This window comes from Serratia sp. CY52157 (assembly GCF_052168495.1).
In the GTDB taxonomy this organism is placed as follows: Bacteria; Pseudomonadota; Gammaproteobacteria; order Enterobacterales; family Enterobacteriaceae; genus Serratia; species Serratia ureilytica.
In genome coordinates this window covers 153,037-168,089 of the sequence record NZ_JBJNMO010000007.1, presented here as the reverse complement: position 1 = coordinate 168,089, position 15,053 = coordinate 153,037, and the positions used below count along the sequence as shown (strand labels likewise).

Genomic DNA, 15,053 nt, shown 5'->3' with positions numbered 1-15,053 from the left:
CTCTGAAGCCGCTCGTAAGGGCACCCAGGCTGATTTAGAAAAAGCACATCTAGTCTCTATCTATTGAAGAATCCCATTTTTATCCATCTAACATTCTCCTTTAAGGCATAACTAGTTATCAAAATACTTTGCTTGATTTATAAATACCTGTGAATGCGATTATATAAGCAATCCCTGTTTTAGTATAGTCTATACTAAATCATAAAGTTTGCATCCAAAATTTACCCACCATCAATTATCGATTTAACAATAACCAACCGAAAGTTATTTCTCACCATGGTGAGATGACATATAATCCCTGATTAGAAATTCATTATATTTAGCAGGTAACAGAGCCACTTCCCCCCATCCAAGTTGAGGAGTCATATATCCCTTCCCAACCTCATCGACTTGACTGTAAAATATAACTATTCGACCAAGGTTGTTTTCATTGAAAAACCCTCTACCATCAGCAGTATCGTTAGTAATTCGTATTCTGAAATCCTTAAATGAGGTTCCTTGGGTAATCTTTAACCAGACATTGCTATGACCTGAAAACCTTTCAATCATCAAAAATTCACCAAAATAGAATGCGGGCTCAGAGCAATCATCCTTTATATCATTTATTTCTTTGAGAGAGTCACATAGCCTATAACGCTTAGCTCTACCATCTTCACCAACAAGATAAATCTCACGGTAATAATTGTGATCGAAATTGACGCATAGAGACTGAACACTTGTTACCTGACTGGGAACCTTGAAAGACTCACCATGATGGCGGGCAATGGGCAATGAAACCTCTTTGCCATTTTTTCTCTCGAAATGCGAATCGACTGGGACTTCGTCACCTTCAGAGCCTATCCTGGGATTATTGTCTGGCCGAGACTCCAGAAAACCACTTATGACAATGAGCTCCTCATCTTCAACGGCTTTCTTTGCATCCTCCTGAGATGAGTATTTTTTGTACTGAATAGACCCACATCTCAGGCTACAGAAGGGCGCATTATCATCTTTAAGATGTTTGTAATAGGCCGGAACTTCGTTCGTAGTCATGCCCCTGTCAGGATCTGCAGGTACACGGGTGATATGTTCATAGCAAGAAGGGCAGAAAATATATCCTTTCATGTGGAGTGAGTAAGCCAAGGGCTCAACGGTATTTCTTTTGATAGCAAGAAGCGTATGCTCGCCTTTAATCCAGTCAGGATCATAATATGCGTAAGCTATTCTTCGAATTGCCATTTCATCTCCTTAATAAATATCATTTTAATAATTATTTCTTCCTCCCCATCCCTCGTTAATCGGGAGTTTTTCCAAAAAAATCGCAACTATGTTCATCTTCACAGTTAACCATAGTACCCTTTTCATTCTGAAAAGTAAGTATCAAAACCATATGAATATAGCCCTCTAACCTTTCAATATAAATCCCAAAGATTTTTTGACATCCATCACAAAAAAATCAAAAATTAATGTTCTATTACGCCCAACACAATCCGTTAATTACGTAGCAGCTGAATTACACGCTACCGAGACGCTTCTTCTCCACCGACGATTGCCTTATGCTTGGACGCACGCTCTTCTCGCTTCGCGCATTATAGACAGGACTGGCGATGCATCGACTTTATACCTACCTCTGCGGCATTCACGCACGCTCTTCACAGGTGCGAGCAATCAACAAAACGGAAAGCGTCGAACGCTTCTTTGATGAGGAAAACGTTATTGAAGAGCGCGAAATGCTTTATGAATTCAGCAACGGCGTCACCCTCTTGTGCAAGATGGAGTCGGATAGTTTTCAATCCGACGATCTGTGCCGCGAATGCTGGATAAGCTACGAAGTCGTACACGACGGCGGCCATACCGTCTCGCCGAGAAAAAAGCAGTTTTATAATCGCTGCCAGGAAGCGTTCTGGATGAAAATGCAGGCGGAGCACGCCTGACGACATATCGCCACGCGCTTAAGATGGCCGTACGTTCCTACCGCAATGCGCTATAGTCTGCATACATCACCGGGAGATGCCATGCAGATAAGACCCTACCAAGAGACCGATCGCCCCTTCCTGCGCACGCTGTACCTGGCGTCGCGCAAGGTGGCGTTCGGCTGGCGCGATACCTCAAACTATCAGTTGGAAGATTTCGACGGCGCGACGCTGGGCGAAGCGATTTGGGTGGCGGAAGACGGCGGCGCGCTGCTGGGATTCGTCTCCGTCTACCGCGAAGATAACTTCATTCATAACCTGTATGTCGATCCCCATCAGCCGCCGCGCGGCGTCGGCAGTGCGCTGCTGCATGCGGCGCAAGCCACCTTCACCGCCACCGGTTCGCTGAAATGCCTGGTGAAAAATGAAAAAGCGCTGGCGTTCTACCGCAAGCACGGCTGGCGCATCATCTCCACTGGCAACGACGGCGAAGAAGATTATTACCTGATGCACTCACCGGCCCGCTAGCCCTTACCCGCCGCATCCGGCATCCCGCACAGCGTCAGCCGCCAAAACAGCAATGCGCTCAGGCTGACGCCCGCCCCCAGCCAGCAAACGCCGCTCCAGCCCGCCCAGGCGTACACATGGGTGCCGGCAAAGGCGCCCAGCCCGCTGCCGACGGCGTAAAACAGCATGTAGCAGGCCACCAGCCGGCTGTGCGACTGCGGGTGTGCGCTGAAAATCATGCTCTGGTTCAGCACGTGGATAGCCTGGCCCGCCAGATCCAGCAGCACGATGCCCGCCACCAGCCAAACCAGGCCGCTGCCGAGCAAACCGAGCGGCAGCCAGGCCAGCGTCAACAGCAGCAGACATGCGCCGCTGGCCGCCTGCCCCAGCCCGCGATCCGCCAGATGCCCGGCGCGCACCGCCGCCAGCGCGCCCACCGCGCCGACCAGGCCGAACGCTCCCACCGCGGCATGGGTGAAGTTGAACGGCGGCCGGCTCAGCGGCAACACCAGCGAACTCCAAAAGAGGCTGAAAGCGCCGAACATCAGCAGCGCCAGCATGCCGCGAATTTGCAGCGTGCGGTCATGCAGCAACAGGCTCAACATTGAACCCAGCAGCGCGGGATAACTCAGCGTGCTGGGAACGGTGCGTGGCGCTGGCAGCAGGCGCGACAGGATCGGCAGCAATACCAACGTCACTCCGGCAGAGAAGAAGTACACCGTGCGCCAGCCGCCGACGTCCGCCAGCGCGCCGGACAAGGTGCGCGCCAGCAGCAACCCCAGCACCACCCCGCCCTGCGCCGCGCCGACTACCCGCCCGCGCTCCTGCGGCGGCGCCAGGGCGGCGGCGAACGCGATCAGGCCCTGCGTCATGGCGGTGCCCAGTAGCCCCACCAACATCATCCCCACCAGCAGCCAGGCCGCACTGGGCGCCCAGCCCACCAGCAGCAGCGCAGCGATCAGCCCCAGCTGTTGCCCCGCCAGCAATCGATGCCGGTTCAACCGATCCCCCAGCGGCACCACCAACAGCAACGCCAGCGCGCAGCCCAACTGAGTCACGGCGATCACCATGCCGACCGCCGCCAGGCTGATGGAAAAATCGCGGGCGATGGCGTCTAACAGCGGCTGCGCATAGTAAACGTTGGCCACGCTAAAGGCGCTGGCGGCGGCCAACAGCAGCACCAGGGCGGCCGGCAGGCGCCCCAATGCCGCACAGGGAGGATCCAGCAGTTTGTCGCTCATCGCACACCTCAATGTGGTTTCATTATTAAACCCAATGAACTTTAGGTGCAGAGGTTTTATAATGCAACCAGAATATGCAGCAGGAGATAATCGTCGTGAAACGTAAGAGCCTGGAAGACGCGCCGTGCCCGGTGGCGCGCACGCTGGATGTGATTGGCGACTGGTGGTCGCTGCTGATCGTGCGCGACGCCTTCGACGGCGTCACCCGCTTCAGCGAATTTCAAAAAGGGCTGGGGATGGCGAAGAACATCCTTACCACCCGGCTGCGCGCCCTGGTGACGCACGGCGTGCTGGAGATCGTGCCCGCCGCGGACGGCAGTGCCTATCAGGAGTATGTGCTGACCGAGAAAGGCCGCGCGCTGTTTCCGGTGATCGTTGGCCTGCGCCAGTGGGGGGAAGATCATTTGTTCGCCGAGGGAGAAGCGCACTCAACGCTGGTAGAAAGCGACAGCGGCCGCCCCGTGCCGCGCCTGACGCCGATCGGCAACGCCGGGCAGACGCTCACCCCGCTTAACACCCGGGTGGTGAAGGTGGGGGAACGGTTTGAGCCATCTTTTAACAATCGCCAATTAGCTATAAAAGAAACACTTCCAACCGAAATCGCCGCACAGATCGACGCCGCATACAATGTGCTGACAGAGCAACTCGGCGAGACACTCTTGGGCATCCATCTGTATGGATCTGCGGTCGATGGCGGTCTTAAACCCAACAGCGATATCGACATATTGGTCGTCATCAGCAAGCCGCTGATGTCAACCACTCGGGCCGCCCTCATGAAAGCTTTGCTGACCGTGTCGGCTCCGCCAGATGCCGACAGTATTTTTCGCCCGCTGGAAGTCACCGTGCTGGTACAGACCGACATCAAACCTTGGCGCTATCCGCCACGACGTGAGTTACAGTTTGGCGAATGGCTGCGTGAAGAGTTGCTGGTGGGAATTGTCTCCCCCGCCACCTTGGATCCTGATGTGGCGATCCTGCTTACCAAAGCCCGGCAGCATCATCGACATCTGTTCGGCGCCTCCTTTGAACTCCTGTATGACAGCGTCCCTCGCAGTGACTTCATCGCCGCGCTCACCGATACCCTGAGTCAATGGAAAGAACCTGATGACTGGCATGGCGACGAATGCAACATTGTGCTTGCGCTAGCGCGCATCTGGTTCAGCGCGGCAACCGGTCGGATCGCCCCCAAAGATGTGGCCGCCGAATGGCTGCTGGAACGCTTGCCATCTGAACACCAGCCGGTACTTAGCACCGCGCGGCGAGTTTATCTCGGACAAGCGATAGATGACCTGTCTCAGCATCAGCAGCCGTTGGCGGCATTCATCGGCTATGCCAAAACGACGATCGCAAGTCTATTGACGACAACAGCATCGCAATAAGACGCAGGCCTGTCGACACCACTTATCGTCTGCACTTTTTGATGCAGGGACGGATTTTGTTCATAGCCGCCGCCTCCTGCATGATTCGCTTCGCAGCGCCATCCGGGTAATGTATAGTCCGCGTTTTACGGAGATCCCATGCTGACTAACTCATCCATTCGTCTGAACAAATACATTAGCGAGAGCGGTATCTGCTCACGCCGCGACGCCGATCGATACATCGAACAGGGCAACGTTTTCATCAACGGTAAACGCGCCACCGTTGGCGCCCAGGTATTTGCCGGCGATGTGGTGAAGGTTAACGGTCAGCTGATCGAACCGCGCAATGAAGAAGATCTGGTGCTGATCGCGCTGAACAAACCGGTCGGCATCGTCACCACCACCGAGGACGGCGAGCGCGACAACATCACCGACTTCGTCAACCACAGCAAGCGCATCTTCCCGATCGGCCGCTTGGACAAGGATTCGCAGGGGCTGATCTTTCTGACCAACCACGGTGACCTGGTCAACAAGATCCTGCGCGCCGGCAACAATCACGAGAAAGAGTATCTGGTGACGGTCAACAAGCCAGTGACCGACGAGTTTATTCGCGGCATGGGTGCCGGCGTGCCGATGCTTGGCACGGTGACCAAAAAGTGCAAGGTGAAGAAAGAAGCGCCGTTCGTGTTCCGCATCACGCTGGTGCAGGGGCTGAACCGCCAGATCCGCCGCATGTGCGAACACTTCGGCTATGAGGTCACCAAGCTGGAACGCACGCGCATCATGAACGTCAGCCTGAAAGGCTTGCCGCTGGGCGAATGGCGCGATCTGACCGATGACGAGCTGATTGAGCTGTTCAAGCTGATTGAAGGCTCTTCGTCCGAGGCTAAACCGATGAAGAAAGCCCCGGCCAAATCTGCCCCGGCGAAAAAACCGAGCGCCGGCGGACCGAAAAGCGCCGATAAAACCGCTGCGCCGGCCGGCCGCAAGCGCTTTACCCAGCCAGGACGCAAGAAAAAAGGGCGTTAAACGTCCTTCCCTGCTCAGCCCGCCGTTGCGCGGGCTTGGCGAGGGCGAAACCCTGACCACCACCTAGACGAGTCTGATTGAAAACGAGGAAAAATCAGGGGGTAAGAGTAAGAGTCACTATTTTTTTAACAGCGTGGTCTTACCGTCAGGCTCTTGAGCAAAAGTCTTCCCATCCAGACTGATAAAAATCCTTTTATTAGCATCACCATTAATAATCATCGCTATATCCTTATAGATACATTTGTTCTTGGCATCGCCCTCGGCAAAACAATGATAGTCATCAACACTTCCATCATTGCTACCCGTCGGAGCGGCAACATAGCCGTCAAAATTCATTACGGCAACGGTAAAGTGACTCTCGTCTTTGATAATATGATATTTTTCCTGAAGTTTATCTTTATTATCATTCCACCAAGATATTTTACCTTCCGTGGTCAACGGAAGGTATTGAACATAAACAGCAGCACCATCAACCCGCACAACATTAGCCGGCCTGACAAGCACCCAAACCAACCAAAAAGCCGCTACGGCAACCAAAGAAAAGAACGCAACCTTTTTCTTGTTAAGCATAGTTTTCACCTGTCACTATTATCTTCGCGCCAAAGTTGGTGAAAAATGGTCTAAACGCGAACTCTTTATACCTTTGAAGTACAAACCAAAGCCTGAAAAAACCAATAGAATTAAACGTTAACTTGCTAATATCTTCTTTATCCAATCCAAAATGATCCTGAGCTTTATAGCTAATCACGGCAGTATATCTATTACCTTGAAAAACCAAAGAATCAACACTGATCTCTGTACTGTTGACCTCATGCACACTGACTCCCATTCCATTTATGCAGTCTTCCCAGCGAACATACTTTGGCAAACGGCTCTGTGATAACTGAAGAGCAAATGCCTCTTTATTCAGCCGATATGAGTTAAAGTCAAAGGTGTCGAGAACACTTTTAATTCGAATTAGCGTACTATTTTCTGATTTATCGCTCAGTATCAGCCTTTTATAGGCTAAATCCATTTGAACATCTTGAAAGTCAGTTCCGTTATTGCACTGCATATGATTGAAAAGCTTAACTATCAAGCCTTGATAAACGCCAGTAAAAGAAAAGTATCTCGATGCAGCTCTCAGCTCATCAAAAAGCATGGCAACCGCCTTTTCTTTTCCTGCTGCCGGAATATTTCGCGTTGCCGGATGATCATAGGGCGATTTATAAGCACTCCAATCGATAAACGTTGATACTTGCCCCAAGCGATACCGTTGCTTAAGTGTACGTTCATCCATATCGCCATATTGCATATCATCCGCAAAACGGTCGTTAAAAGGCTTCTTGCTGGTGAAAATCGTTAACGGCCTTGTCAATTCACGCATTGGAAAATCAGTCCCTTGCCCATACCAATAAGAGCATTAATCATACAGGCAATCCCGCCCTGCTCATATCGGGAAATGTCTTAGCGCCCCCTTACTCAGGCTCACGGGAAACTTAATGCCCACCATAAAAAAGGCCCGCATCAAGCGGGCCTGAAAGTACCAGAGAAGTCTAGAGGAAAAATCAGAACGACCAGCGCAGGTTGGCGTTGACCGAATTGACGCGGGTATCGGCGCCGAATTGCCCCTGATAGCCAACATCCAACGTCGCAGCGCGCGACAGCTTCACGCTCACGCCGATATCGCCCACCATCACGTTGTCATCCACGGCCTGGCCCTGAGTAACGAACGCGTCGCTGCCGGCAAACGCCATGCGCGATGAGGTGTTCTTATCGCCGTAGGCATGTTGCCAGCCGAGCGAGCCGTAAAGGCTGACGTTCTTCGGCAGTTCGGTCACGCCGCGCACCCCGAGCGTGGAGTAGAAGGTGTCCATCGTTTCATTGCGCACGCTCAGCGCCGCCGCGCCACCCGACTCCTGGAAGCTGTCGGTATGCAGGCGGATGTAGCTCAGGTTGATGAACGGTTCGACGTTCATCTCCGGCTGGCCGAAACGGTAACCCGCTTCGGTGAACGCCAGCAGCGAGTTCGCGTCATAATCCGACTTCAGCCGATCCGAGAAGCCGCTGAAATCGACGTTGCGCTTGCCTTCAATCTTGTGCCAGGTGTAACCCAGCGCGCCGCGCAGCGAGAACGCATCCTGTTGCCCGGCCGCATACAGGCCGAGGTGGTAGTTGTCGGTATCGGCCTTGGATCGGCGGCTGTCGACGTCATAATCGCCGCGGCTGTAACCGAAGTAACCGCCGATGCGCACGTTATGGTCCGCCAGCTTGCGATCCGCCCCCAACAGGAAGCCGGTGGTGTTGCCATCCAGCTTGCCCACGTTGCCGTTGCCGCTGTTCCTGCCCCAGGAACTGAAGGTCTGGCCCCAGACGCCGCTGTTTTGCGCCTGCGCCGGTTGCACCAGCGACATCGCCAACGGCGGTACCGGCAGACTGTCATTGTCGAACAGGCGCAGCATGCGCTGGTTCAGCACGTTGAACAGCTGGGTGCTGCCGGCGATCAGGTTAGACTGCATCGACGGATAGACTTCGCCGGACAGCTGATTGAACGCCTCGCGCGCTTCCGGCGCGCTCAGCAGCAGCAGCGAGTTGTATAGCGCCAGTGAAGGACCGCGCTGCGCCAGCGTGGAGAGCGCGCCGGCGGTATTCCACTGGTTGCCGCTCTCGGCCACCGTTTGGAAAATGCCCGGCTTGCCGCTGCCTGGATTCTCGCCCCCCGGATTTTCCCCGCCTGGGTTTTCTCCGCCCGGATTCTCGCCCCCTGGATTCTCACCGCCAGGGTTTTCTCCGCCCGGATTCTCACCACCTGGATTTTCCCCACCCGGATTCTCACCGCCCGGGTTTTCACCGCCGGTGTCTTTCTGCGCGATGGTCAGATCCACGGCGTTGGCGCTGTGTTTTAACGCCACATCGAGGAAGGCGGACTTGGAGACCGCCGACGCGAACTGGCCGTCAATGCCGCCGTCCGAGGTCAGAATGCGGTAGCTTTGGCCGGTTTTATAGCTGGTTTGCGGATCCAGCGCCGTAACCTGCACCTTGGCCCGATCGCTGATGGTGGTTTTGCCCGCCACCAGCAGTTGATCGCTGCGGCCGTCGCCGGCGATATCGACGTCATAGAAGGATTCGCCGATAAAGTTCAGGTAGCGTTTCAGCGTCAGCGTGCCGATATTGCCGTCGCCGGGCGAGATATGGCCGCCGGACTGGATCTCGGTCTGGCCCAGCGTGCCGTTGCCGCCCAGCGTGCCGCCGGCCTTGATCGACGCGGCGCTGCTGTAGCCCAGCCCGTTATTGACGTCGGTGCCCGCCGTCGCGTTAAGGATCAGCGTGCCGCCGTTCTCGGCGCCAAGGGTTTGGATCTCGAAGATGTCGTCTTCTTTCTGGGTATTGATGTCGCTGGCGATGATGAGCTTGCCGCCGCGCGCGGTGACGTTCGCCTGCAGCTCAGAGAGATCGCCGTTCAGCGTCGTGTGCCCGGCGCTGTTGATCACCTCGCCTTCGCCGCTCATCTTGTTGCTGAAAACGTAATTGCCGTCGGTATGGTTAAAGTACACATAGCTGCGGAACAATCCGCCTCGCAGGGCGATCGCCGTCTGGGCATCGATGGCGCCAGCGGCGCCCGCCGCGCCGAGCGTCGGTTCGGTCAACCCGGTGCCGGTGTCCATATTGCCGCGGCTGCCGATAATCAGCGCGCCGCGGTTCGAGCCGGAACCGGTCTTGCCCAGCACCACTTCGTTGCCGCCGGCGGAGAATGTCCCGCCGTCCATGACCGCCAACACGCCATTGCCGTAATCGCCGACGTTGACGCTGCTGCCGCTGGTAAACCGTGAGCCGTTGCCGGCGATCGTCAGCTCAGCGGTTTTACGCGCGCCCGAGACGCCCGCCACCTGAATATTACCGACGTTGACCGCAGCGCCGTTCAGCACGTCCAGATCGCCGTAGAGCGTGAGCGCACGGCCGACGTTCCACTGGGAATTGGCCCCCTTGACCGTGGCTTTCGGACTCAGCGTATCGGTCTCACCCGGCCCGCTGCCATTGCCGATGCGTGCGTCAAAGGCGGTGTTCAGCACCGCGCCGTCTTCAATCGCCAGCGTGGAACGTGCCCCCAGATCGGTGCCGACGCTGAGAAAATTGCTGGTAACGCGAGAACCGGCGCCGGTGGCGATAAGGTGGCTGTCATAGCCACGGGTGGTGCCGACCACGATCTCTTTCGCGCTGGCCAGCGCACCGTCTTCAACCCGCAAAGTGCCCCGCCCCAGATTGAGGCCGCCGCGCAGCACGAACTGATCGTTCACCGCATTCAGCTCGGCGTTCGGCCCGCGGACCGTGACTACGCTGTCATGAATTTGGCCGTTGAACATCCGGCCGATATTGATGTTATAGGCGCTGATCTTGCCATTCTCGATCAGCAGGTTGCCGCTTTGGTTACGGCCGACGTAAACGTCCCCGGTGTAGGCCAATGATTCGGTAATTTTTGAGTCGCCGTCAAAAATGGCATCGTCTGCGCGAGCGATATCGGCGGGCGCCAGCATCAACAGCGGCGCGGAAAATAGAGCGAGGTAAAGTTTGGAAAGCGGTGTTTTAACCGCTAAAGAATGCGATGTCGTGTCATTCACGGGCTATCTCCGTACTCGTTAGCGTGATGTCGCGGAATGTATTGTTATAAGAAAACTCAATGCGCTAGAAGAGGTATGAGGCGTTATTCCGCGCACGCAGGTTTATTGATCGTCGAAGCAAAAGTTTATTGCCCCCCGGCGCTGGCGCTCCGACGATGGAAAACCAGGAAGCGGCAATACCGCCTCCAAAGCGAATTATTTATGGGTGACTACCGGTGTACAGGTCGGCGCGCTCAGCGACGGCGAGGAGCCTAAAATTCCCGGCATCATCAGCGATGAACAATCGAAAATTCGGCCTTTTTCTGTGGTGGCGCGATAAGAAAGTTTTTGGCCGCCCAGCGCATCCGGCTGCGCGCCATTGACATTGGTCACGGTAATTTCGTCCGATGAACCCAGGCCCAGCATTTTAGCGGTTTCCGCCTGCAGCAGCGGAATGGCCTGATCGGTTTTCAGGGTGGAACAACCGGCTATCATCATCGTAACGGTTAAAGCGATAAGTGGTTTCTTCATAAATTATCCTTTATAACCAATCAGTTAAAATTACCGATTGGCTTTATGTTTTCTCTTATCCAAATCCTCGAATAATATATTTCCCTTTCCTAAACGAAAAAACCCTCCTAAAGTAGGGAGGGTTGATAATAACTCATCAGACCTATCTGATATTTGAAGGCGAAAGGAGAATCCTTTGGGGCAGGATTATGCGTTGGTCGTTGATGACCATCCATTGGTAGCAAGCGGCATCGCTAATTTTCTCAGCACGCATTGCCGATTCAAACAGGCGCATGTGGTGACCACAGAAGAGAATTGCTACCGTCATATTAGGGAAAACGGCCCGCCGCGTTTACTGGTGATCGATTTTTGGCTCTCTTCCGGTACGGCGTTGAAATTACTCAAAGAAGTAAGGCAACTTTATCCTCAGGTGCGGATCTTGGTGGTTAGCGGCGACGAGAATAACGATATCTGGCAGAAAGTGCACACTGCCGGCGGGCATGGATTTGTATTAAAAAACGAACCTCCTGAATTATTCGCCAAGGCGGTCTTTGCGCTGAACGATAATCAGGAATGGTTTCCTGACGGGAATGAATTCGCCGTTAAAAGCAACTACGAGCATTTAAAAAAATTTAATTTAACCCCGCGACAAGTTGACGTATTAAATATGATGATGCGTGGCCTGCCCAATAAAAGGATCGCCGCGCAGCTGTCTATTTCCGAACCCACCGTCAAAGAACACATCAGCAATATTTTGAAAAAGATCGGCGTCAACAGCCGGGTCGAAGCCATTACGCTGTTGCACGGCAAACGGGAGCCGTCGCAATGAGGTTTTTCCAGAATTTACACAATGATGGCATCTCACCACGCGCGCAGATCCGCCTGCTGGACAACACCTTCATGCGATTGGTGTTCAGCTTTACCGCCGTACCTTTCGTCGGTATCCCTTTTGCCATCTGGATTTATTTGCTGGGGGATGAACTTGGCCCAACCATTGCCTGGATCATGGTTTACCTGCTATGCGCCGTGGCGATCAGAATATGGCATCGACGCTACCTGCGCGAGGCCAAAGCAAATGATGAAGACACCGTGCTGCGCCGCTGGCTGCCGCGCATTAATAAGGTGGCCTTTATTCACGGGCTGGGGATCTCCTCACTCTATTTAATTACCCCGCAGACCCATAACTTTGATTTTTTCCTGCTGCTCAATATCAGCATCGCCGCGATCGTCGCCGCCAACGCAACGCATCTGACGCCCGTCATCAGCACCTTTACGCGTTTTTTCTTCGCCTCCTGGGGGCTGCTGAACCTCGGTATCATTTGGCGGCTGGAAGACGTGATGTTCATCGTGCTGATGCTGAACTTGCTGTACGGTTTCGCCATTTATCGCCACGCGTTAACCTCACATGCGTTCTTTATTCAGCAAGCGCTGCTCGAAGAGCAAAGTTCGCGCCTGGCGGAACAGTTCCGCCAGGCCAAAGAAGAGGCGGAACAGGCGCTGTTGGACAAGAACCAGTTCCTGACCACCGCCAGCCACGATCTGCGCCAACCGGTGCACGCCATGGGTTTTCTGATCGAAGCCATCATCCACAAAAACCGGGACGACAGCCTGACGCCGCAGCTGCTGGATCTGCAGCAGAGCGTGCGCTCAGTGCATCTGATGTTCAATTCGCTGCTTGATCTCAGCAAGATCGAATCCGGCAACGTGCGCACCGCCGCCACCCATGTGGATATCGGCGCCCTGCTCGACTCAGTGATCACCCTGTTCCGCGAAGAGGCCAACAGCCGCTCGCTGGCGCTGCGCACCTGGCGGCCCAGGCGGCGCATCAGCGTGATGGGCGATCCGCTGCTGGTGCGGCAATCGCTGATCAATTTGATCCAAAACGCCCTGCGCTACACGCAACGGGGCGGCGTACTGATCGCCATCCGCCCGCGCGGCGCCGAGTGCCTGGTGGAAGTGTGGGATACCGGCGTAGGCATCGCCGACGAAGAGAAAAGCAAAATCTTCTCCCCTTACTACCGCCCCGAGCTGGCGTGGAAGATAGACAGCGCCGGGCACGGGCTGGGGTTGGCAGTGGTAGCGCGCTGCGCCAAGCTGATGAAAGTGAAGTACGGCATGCACTCCGTCGAGGGCAAAGGCTCGCGCTTCTGGATGCGCTTTGCGCAATACCTCGGCGAAGACAAAGCGCCGGAGATCGCGGCGACGTACAACAACACCGCCACGCCCACCCGCTACGCGCCGCTGCGGGGATCCTGCCTGGTGGTGGACGACGATCCTTTGGTGACCTCCGCCTGGGAAAGCCTGATGAGCACCTGGGGCATCACCGTGCGCTGCGCGGCCTCCGCCGAGGAAGCCTTCGCCATCGTCGACGACGGCTTTACGCCGTTCGCCGTGCTGTGCGATCAACGCCTGCGCTCCGGCGAGAGCGGTTTCGACATCCTCAAAGCGTTGTTCGAACGCCTGCCGGACGTGAGTGGCGCCATGGTCAGCGGCGAGTTCAATTCGCAAGTTCTGCAAGAGGCCGAGCAGGAAGGCTATCTGGTGCTGCGCAAGCCGCTGGAACCGGCCAGGCTGCATGCGCTGTTGACGCAGTGGGGGGCCGGCTAGCGCATATTGAGGGCGATCAGGCCATGATCAGACGCTTAAACAGCAGCTGCTGAATGTCCTGCCGATGTGACAAAATCGCATGTGCTGTTACCACCCTTCCGTCGACAGAATACAAAACCCGGTAACCTTCAGGGTGGTTAAACTCCCGGTACTTTGCGCAGCCGATTTTCAGCAGCTCGGGGCAAATCTGGCATCCCTGTGGAAACTGGCCAACGATGCGCTCAAACTGAGTGAGAATGTCTGCGATAACCAGGCGTGGCTCAACATCAATACGGCGCAGGAAACCCGCTATTGTGCCGATGCAGTGCTTTACCGTAAGCGTGTACTCAAAGGTCACCTGCTGTTCCATTGCAATCCTTTAATGTTGAGCACTGTAATGCTTAAAGCCCATCCAACAGCTGTTCCTTTGAGAACACGCACCCTTCCGCTTTATCCTTCTCTGACAGCGTCAGCAATTTCAGCAGAGCAATGGCGTTCTCTCGCTCCTGCTGCTGCTCATAGGATTCTATCACGTAGGCGGGAACCCCATTTTGCGTGACCAGGATAGGTTCAGAGAGATCGAGCGTGGCCGCGTTTTTTTTAACGTAGCTGATGGTCTCTACTTTCATCGTGCCCCCAGGCGCTACCAATCATATTAAGGTCTGAATATAGTCTATATTTAGACCAAAAACAATAATCTGCTTCAAACCTCATGATTGAAGCGAGGCAGAAAATAGCATAGCCATATAAAGAAAAATCCTCTGTGAAAACAAAAGATGGTACAGGCAAGCGAGACGAATCCGCCCTATCTACCAGCGCCCCCTTTTCGTCATCAGTTACCCTGACCTTATTCGAACGCCTGCCGGACGTGAGCGGCGCCATGGTCAGCGGCGAGTTCAATTCGCAAGTTCTGCAAGAGGCCGAGCAGGAAGGCTATCTGGTGCTGCGCAAGCCGCTGGAACCGGCCAGGCTGCATGCGCTGTTGACGCAGTGGGGGGCAAGTTAACTACACAGATGGCGCAGGTTATCCGCCAGCAATAAGGCAGGCTCAATGAATAAAACATTAAGCCTGCCGCATTTTACGTGGCGTTATCTAAATACGATTAATCGCATTTAGGCGGTTCTGGTTTGCAAACCGGCGGCTCAGGTTTACATATCGGCGGTTTTGGCGTGCAATCGCCCCAGGCATTATTCCACGCGTTTCCCCAGCTGTTAATCACTTTGCCGATAATAGCCAGACCCAGGCCAATCGTTGCGCCGTTCACCTGCTGAACTTCTGTTGAATTTAATTCTCTCATTTTTCATCTCCATTCACTAAAAAGAATCAATTTAAAATACTGCTTTTTATGAACCGTC

The 15,053-nt window shown here is 54.6% G+C and carries 16 protein-coding genes and 1 pseudogene; 8 read left to right on the top strand and 9 right to left on the bottom strand.

Translation table 11 applies throughout. The features are described 5' to 3' along the window. Window positions 1-264 precede the first annotated feature (264 nt). Window positions 265-1,218 (bottom strand): hypothetical protein, encoded by a 954-nt coding sequence (locus ACJ8IP_RS20770; protein WP_198793321.1) that lies wholly within the window; start codon window positions 1,216-1,218, stop codon window positions 265-267. 368 nt (window positions 1,219-1,586) lie between these two features. Here ACJ8IP_RS20770 and ACJ8IP_RS20765 point away from each other — a divergent pair, with 368 nt between their 5' ends. Both ACJ8IP_RS20765 and ACJ8IP_RS20760 read left to right on the top strand, forming a co-directional pair. Next, the gene (locus ACJ8IP_RS20765) at window positions 1,587-1,913 is read left to right on the top strand and encodes a hypothetical protein (RefSeq protein WP_164106902.1); all 327 of its coding nucleotides are present in this window, start codon (window positions 1,587-1,589) and stop codon (window positions 1,911-1,913) included. An 81-nt stretch (window positions 1,914-1,994) separates the two neighbouring features. Further along, a complete protein-coding gene (locus ACJ8IP_RS20760) occupies window positions 1,995-2,420 on the top strand; it encodes a GNAT family N-acetyltransferase (protein WP_108681750.1) in 426 nt (141 codons plus the stop codon). On the opposite strand, the gene ACJ8IP_RS20755 is transcribed toward ACJ8IP_RS20760, so the two are convergent. Next, a complete protein-coding gene (locus ACJ8IP_RS20755) occupies window positions 2,417-3,640 on the bottom strand; it encodes an MFS transporter (RefSeq protein WP_164106901.1) in 1,224 nt (407 codons plus the stop codon). The genes ACJ8IP_RS20760 and ACJ8IP_RS20755 overlap by 4 nt on opposite strands. A gap of 95 nt (window positions 3,641-3,735) precedes the next feature. On the opposite strand from ACJ8IP_RS20755, the pseudogene ACJ8IP_RS20750 reads away from it, so the two are divergent. From ACJ8IP_RS20750 to rluF, 3 genes and pseudogenes are all read left to right on the top strand, one after another. After that, window positions 3,736-4,173, top strand: a pseudogene (locus tag ACJ8IP_RS20750) (winged helix-turn-helix transcriptional regulator); the annotation flags it as partial. 42 nt (window positions 4,174-4,215) lie between these two features. Further along, window positions 4,216-5,019 (top strand): aminoglycoside adenylyltransferase family protein, encoded by an 804-nt coding sequence (locus tag ACJ8IP_RS20745; protein ID WP_369334399.1) that lies wholly within the window; start codon window positions 4,216-4,218, stop codon window positions 5,017-5,019. A gap of 138 nt (window positions 5,020-5,157) precedes the next feature. Then, window positions 5,158-6,027 carry a 23S rRNA pseudouridine(2604) synthase RluF gene (rluF, locus tag ACJ8IP_RS20740; protein ID WP_089192127.1) on the top strand — a complete coding sequence of 290 codons (870 nt, stop codon included), beginning with the start codon at window positions 5,158-5,160 and terminating at the stop codon, window positions 6,025-6,027. Between the two features lie 117 nt (window positions 6,028-6,144). On the opposite strand, the gene ACJ8IP_RS20735 is transcribed toward rluF, so the two are convergent. The 4 genes from ACJ8IP_RS20735 to ACJ8IP_RS20720 form a co-directional block, all read right to left on the bottom strand. Further along, window positions 6,145-6,597, bottom strand: a complete 453-nt coding sequence (locus ACJ8IP_RS20735) for a DUF943 family protein (protein ID WP_033644077.1) — start codon at window positions 6,595-6,597, stop codon at window positions 6,145-6,147. Continuing rightward, window positions 6,590-7,393 carry a YPO3983 family protein gene (locus ACJ8IP_RS20730; protein ID WP_164106899.1) on the bottom strand — a complete coding sequence of 268 codons (804 nt, stop codon included), beginning with the start codon at window positions 7,391-7,393 and terminating at the stop codon, window positions 6,590-6,592. Before ACJ8IP_RS20730 ends, ACJ8IP_RS20735 begins: the two co-directional genes overlap by 8 nt. Window positions 7,394-7,574: 181 nt before the next feature. Continuing rightward, on the bottom strand, window positions 7,575-10,622 hold the full coding sequence (locus tag ACJ8IP_RS20725; protein ID WP_108681758.1) for an autotransporter outer membrane beta-barrel domain-containing protein: 3,048 nt from the start codon (window positions 10,620-10,622) through the stop codon (window positions 7,575-7,577). A 195-nt stretch (window positions 10,623-10,817) separates the two neighbouring features. Continuing rightward, entirely contained in the window at window positions 10,818-11,132 is a 315-nt protein-coding gene (locus tag ACJ8IP_RS20720; RefSeq protein ID WP_025303891.1) for a hypothetical protein, read from the bottom strand. Window positions 11,133-11,307: 175 nt separating this feature from the next. Here ACJ8IP_RS20720 and ACJ8IP_RS20715 point away from each other — a divergent pair, with 175 nt between their 5' ends. Next, on the top strand, window positions 11,308-11,940 hold the full coding sequence (locus ACJ8IP_RS20715; protein ID WP_442524505.1) for a LuxR C-terminal-related transcriptional regulator: 633 nt from the start codon (window positions 11,308-11,310) through the stop codon (window positions 11,938-11,940). After that, window positions 11,937-13,718 carry a hybrid sensor histidine kinase/response regulator gene (locus tag ACJ8IP_RS20710; protein WP_164106896.1) on the top strand — a complete coding sequence of 594 codons (1,782 nt, stop codon included), beginning with the start codon at window positions 11,937-11,939 and terminating at the stop codon, window positions 13,716-13,718. Before ACJ8IP_RS20715 ends, ACJ8IP_RS20710 begins: the two co-directional genes overlap by 4 nt. Window positions 13,719-13,734: 16 nt before the next feature. On the opposite strand, the gene ACJ8IP_RS20705 is transcribed toward ACJ8IP_RS20710, so the two are convergent. After that, window positions 13,735-14,067 carry a type II toxin-antitoxin system RelE/ParE family toxin gene (locus tag ACJ8IP_RS20705; RefSeq protein WP_033651561.1) on the bottom strand — a complete coding sequence of 111 codons (333 nt, stop codon included), beginning with the start codon at window positions 14,065-14,067 and terminating at the stop codon, window positions 13,735-13,737. 31 nt (window positions 14,068-14,098) lie between these two features. Next, window positions 14,099-14,326: a type II toxin-antitoxin system Phd/YefM family antitoxin gene (locus ACJ8IP_RS20700; protein ID WP_033651562.1), complete on the bottom strand. Its 228-nt coding sequence runs from the start codon at window positions 14,324-14,326 to the stop codon at window positions 14,099-14,101. Between the two features lie 134 nt (window positions 14,327-14,460). Between ACJ8IP_RS20700 and ACJ8IP_RS20695 the strand changes: the two genes are divergently transcribed. Then, window positions 14,461-14,703 carry a hypothetical protein gene (locus tag ACJ8IP_RS20695; protein WP_147881067.1) on the top strand — a complete coding sequence of 81 codons (243 nt, stop codon included), beginning with the start codon at window positions 14,461-14,463 and terminating at the stop codon, window positions 14,701-14,703. A 97-nt stretch (window positions 14,704-14,800) separates the two neighbouring features. Here the strand turns inward: ACJ8IP_RS20695 and ACJ8IP_RS20690 are convergent, their stop codons facing one another. Then, a complete protein-coding gene (locus ACJ8IP_RS20690) occupies window positions 14,801-14,995 on the bottom strand; it encodes a hypothetical protein (protein ID WP_164106895.1) in 195 nt (64 codons plus the stop codon). Between the last annotated feature and the right edge of the window lie 58 nt (window positions 14,996-15,053).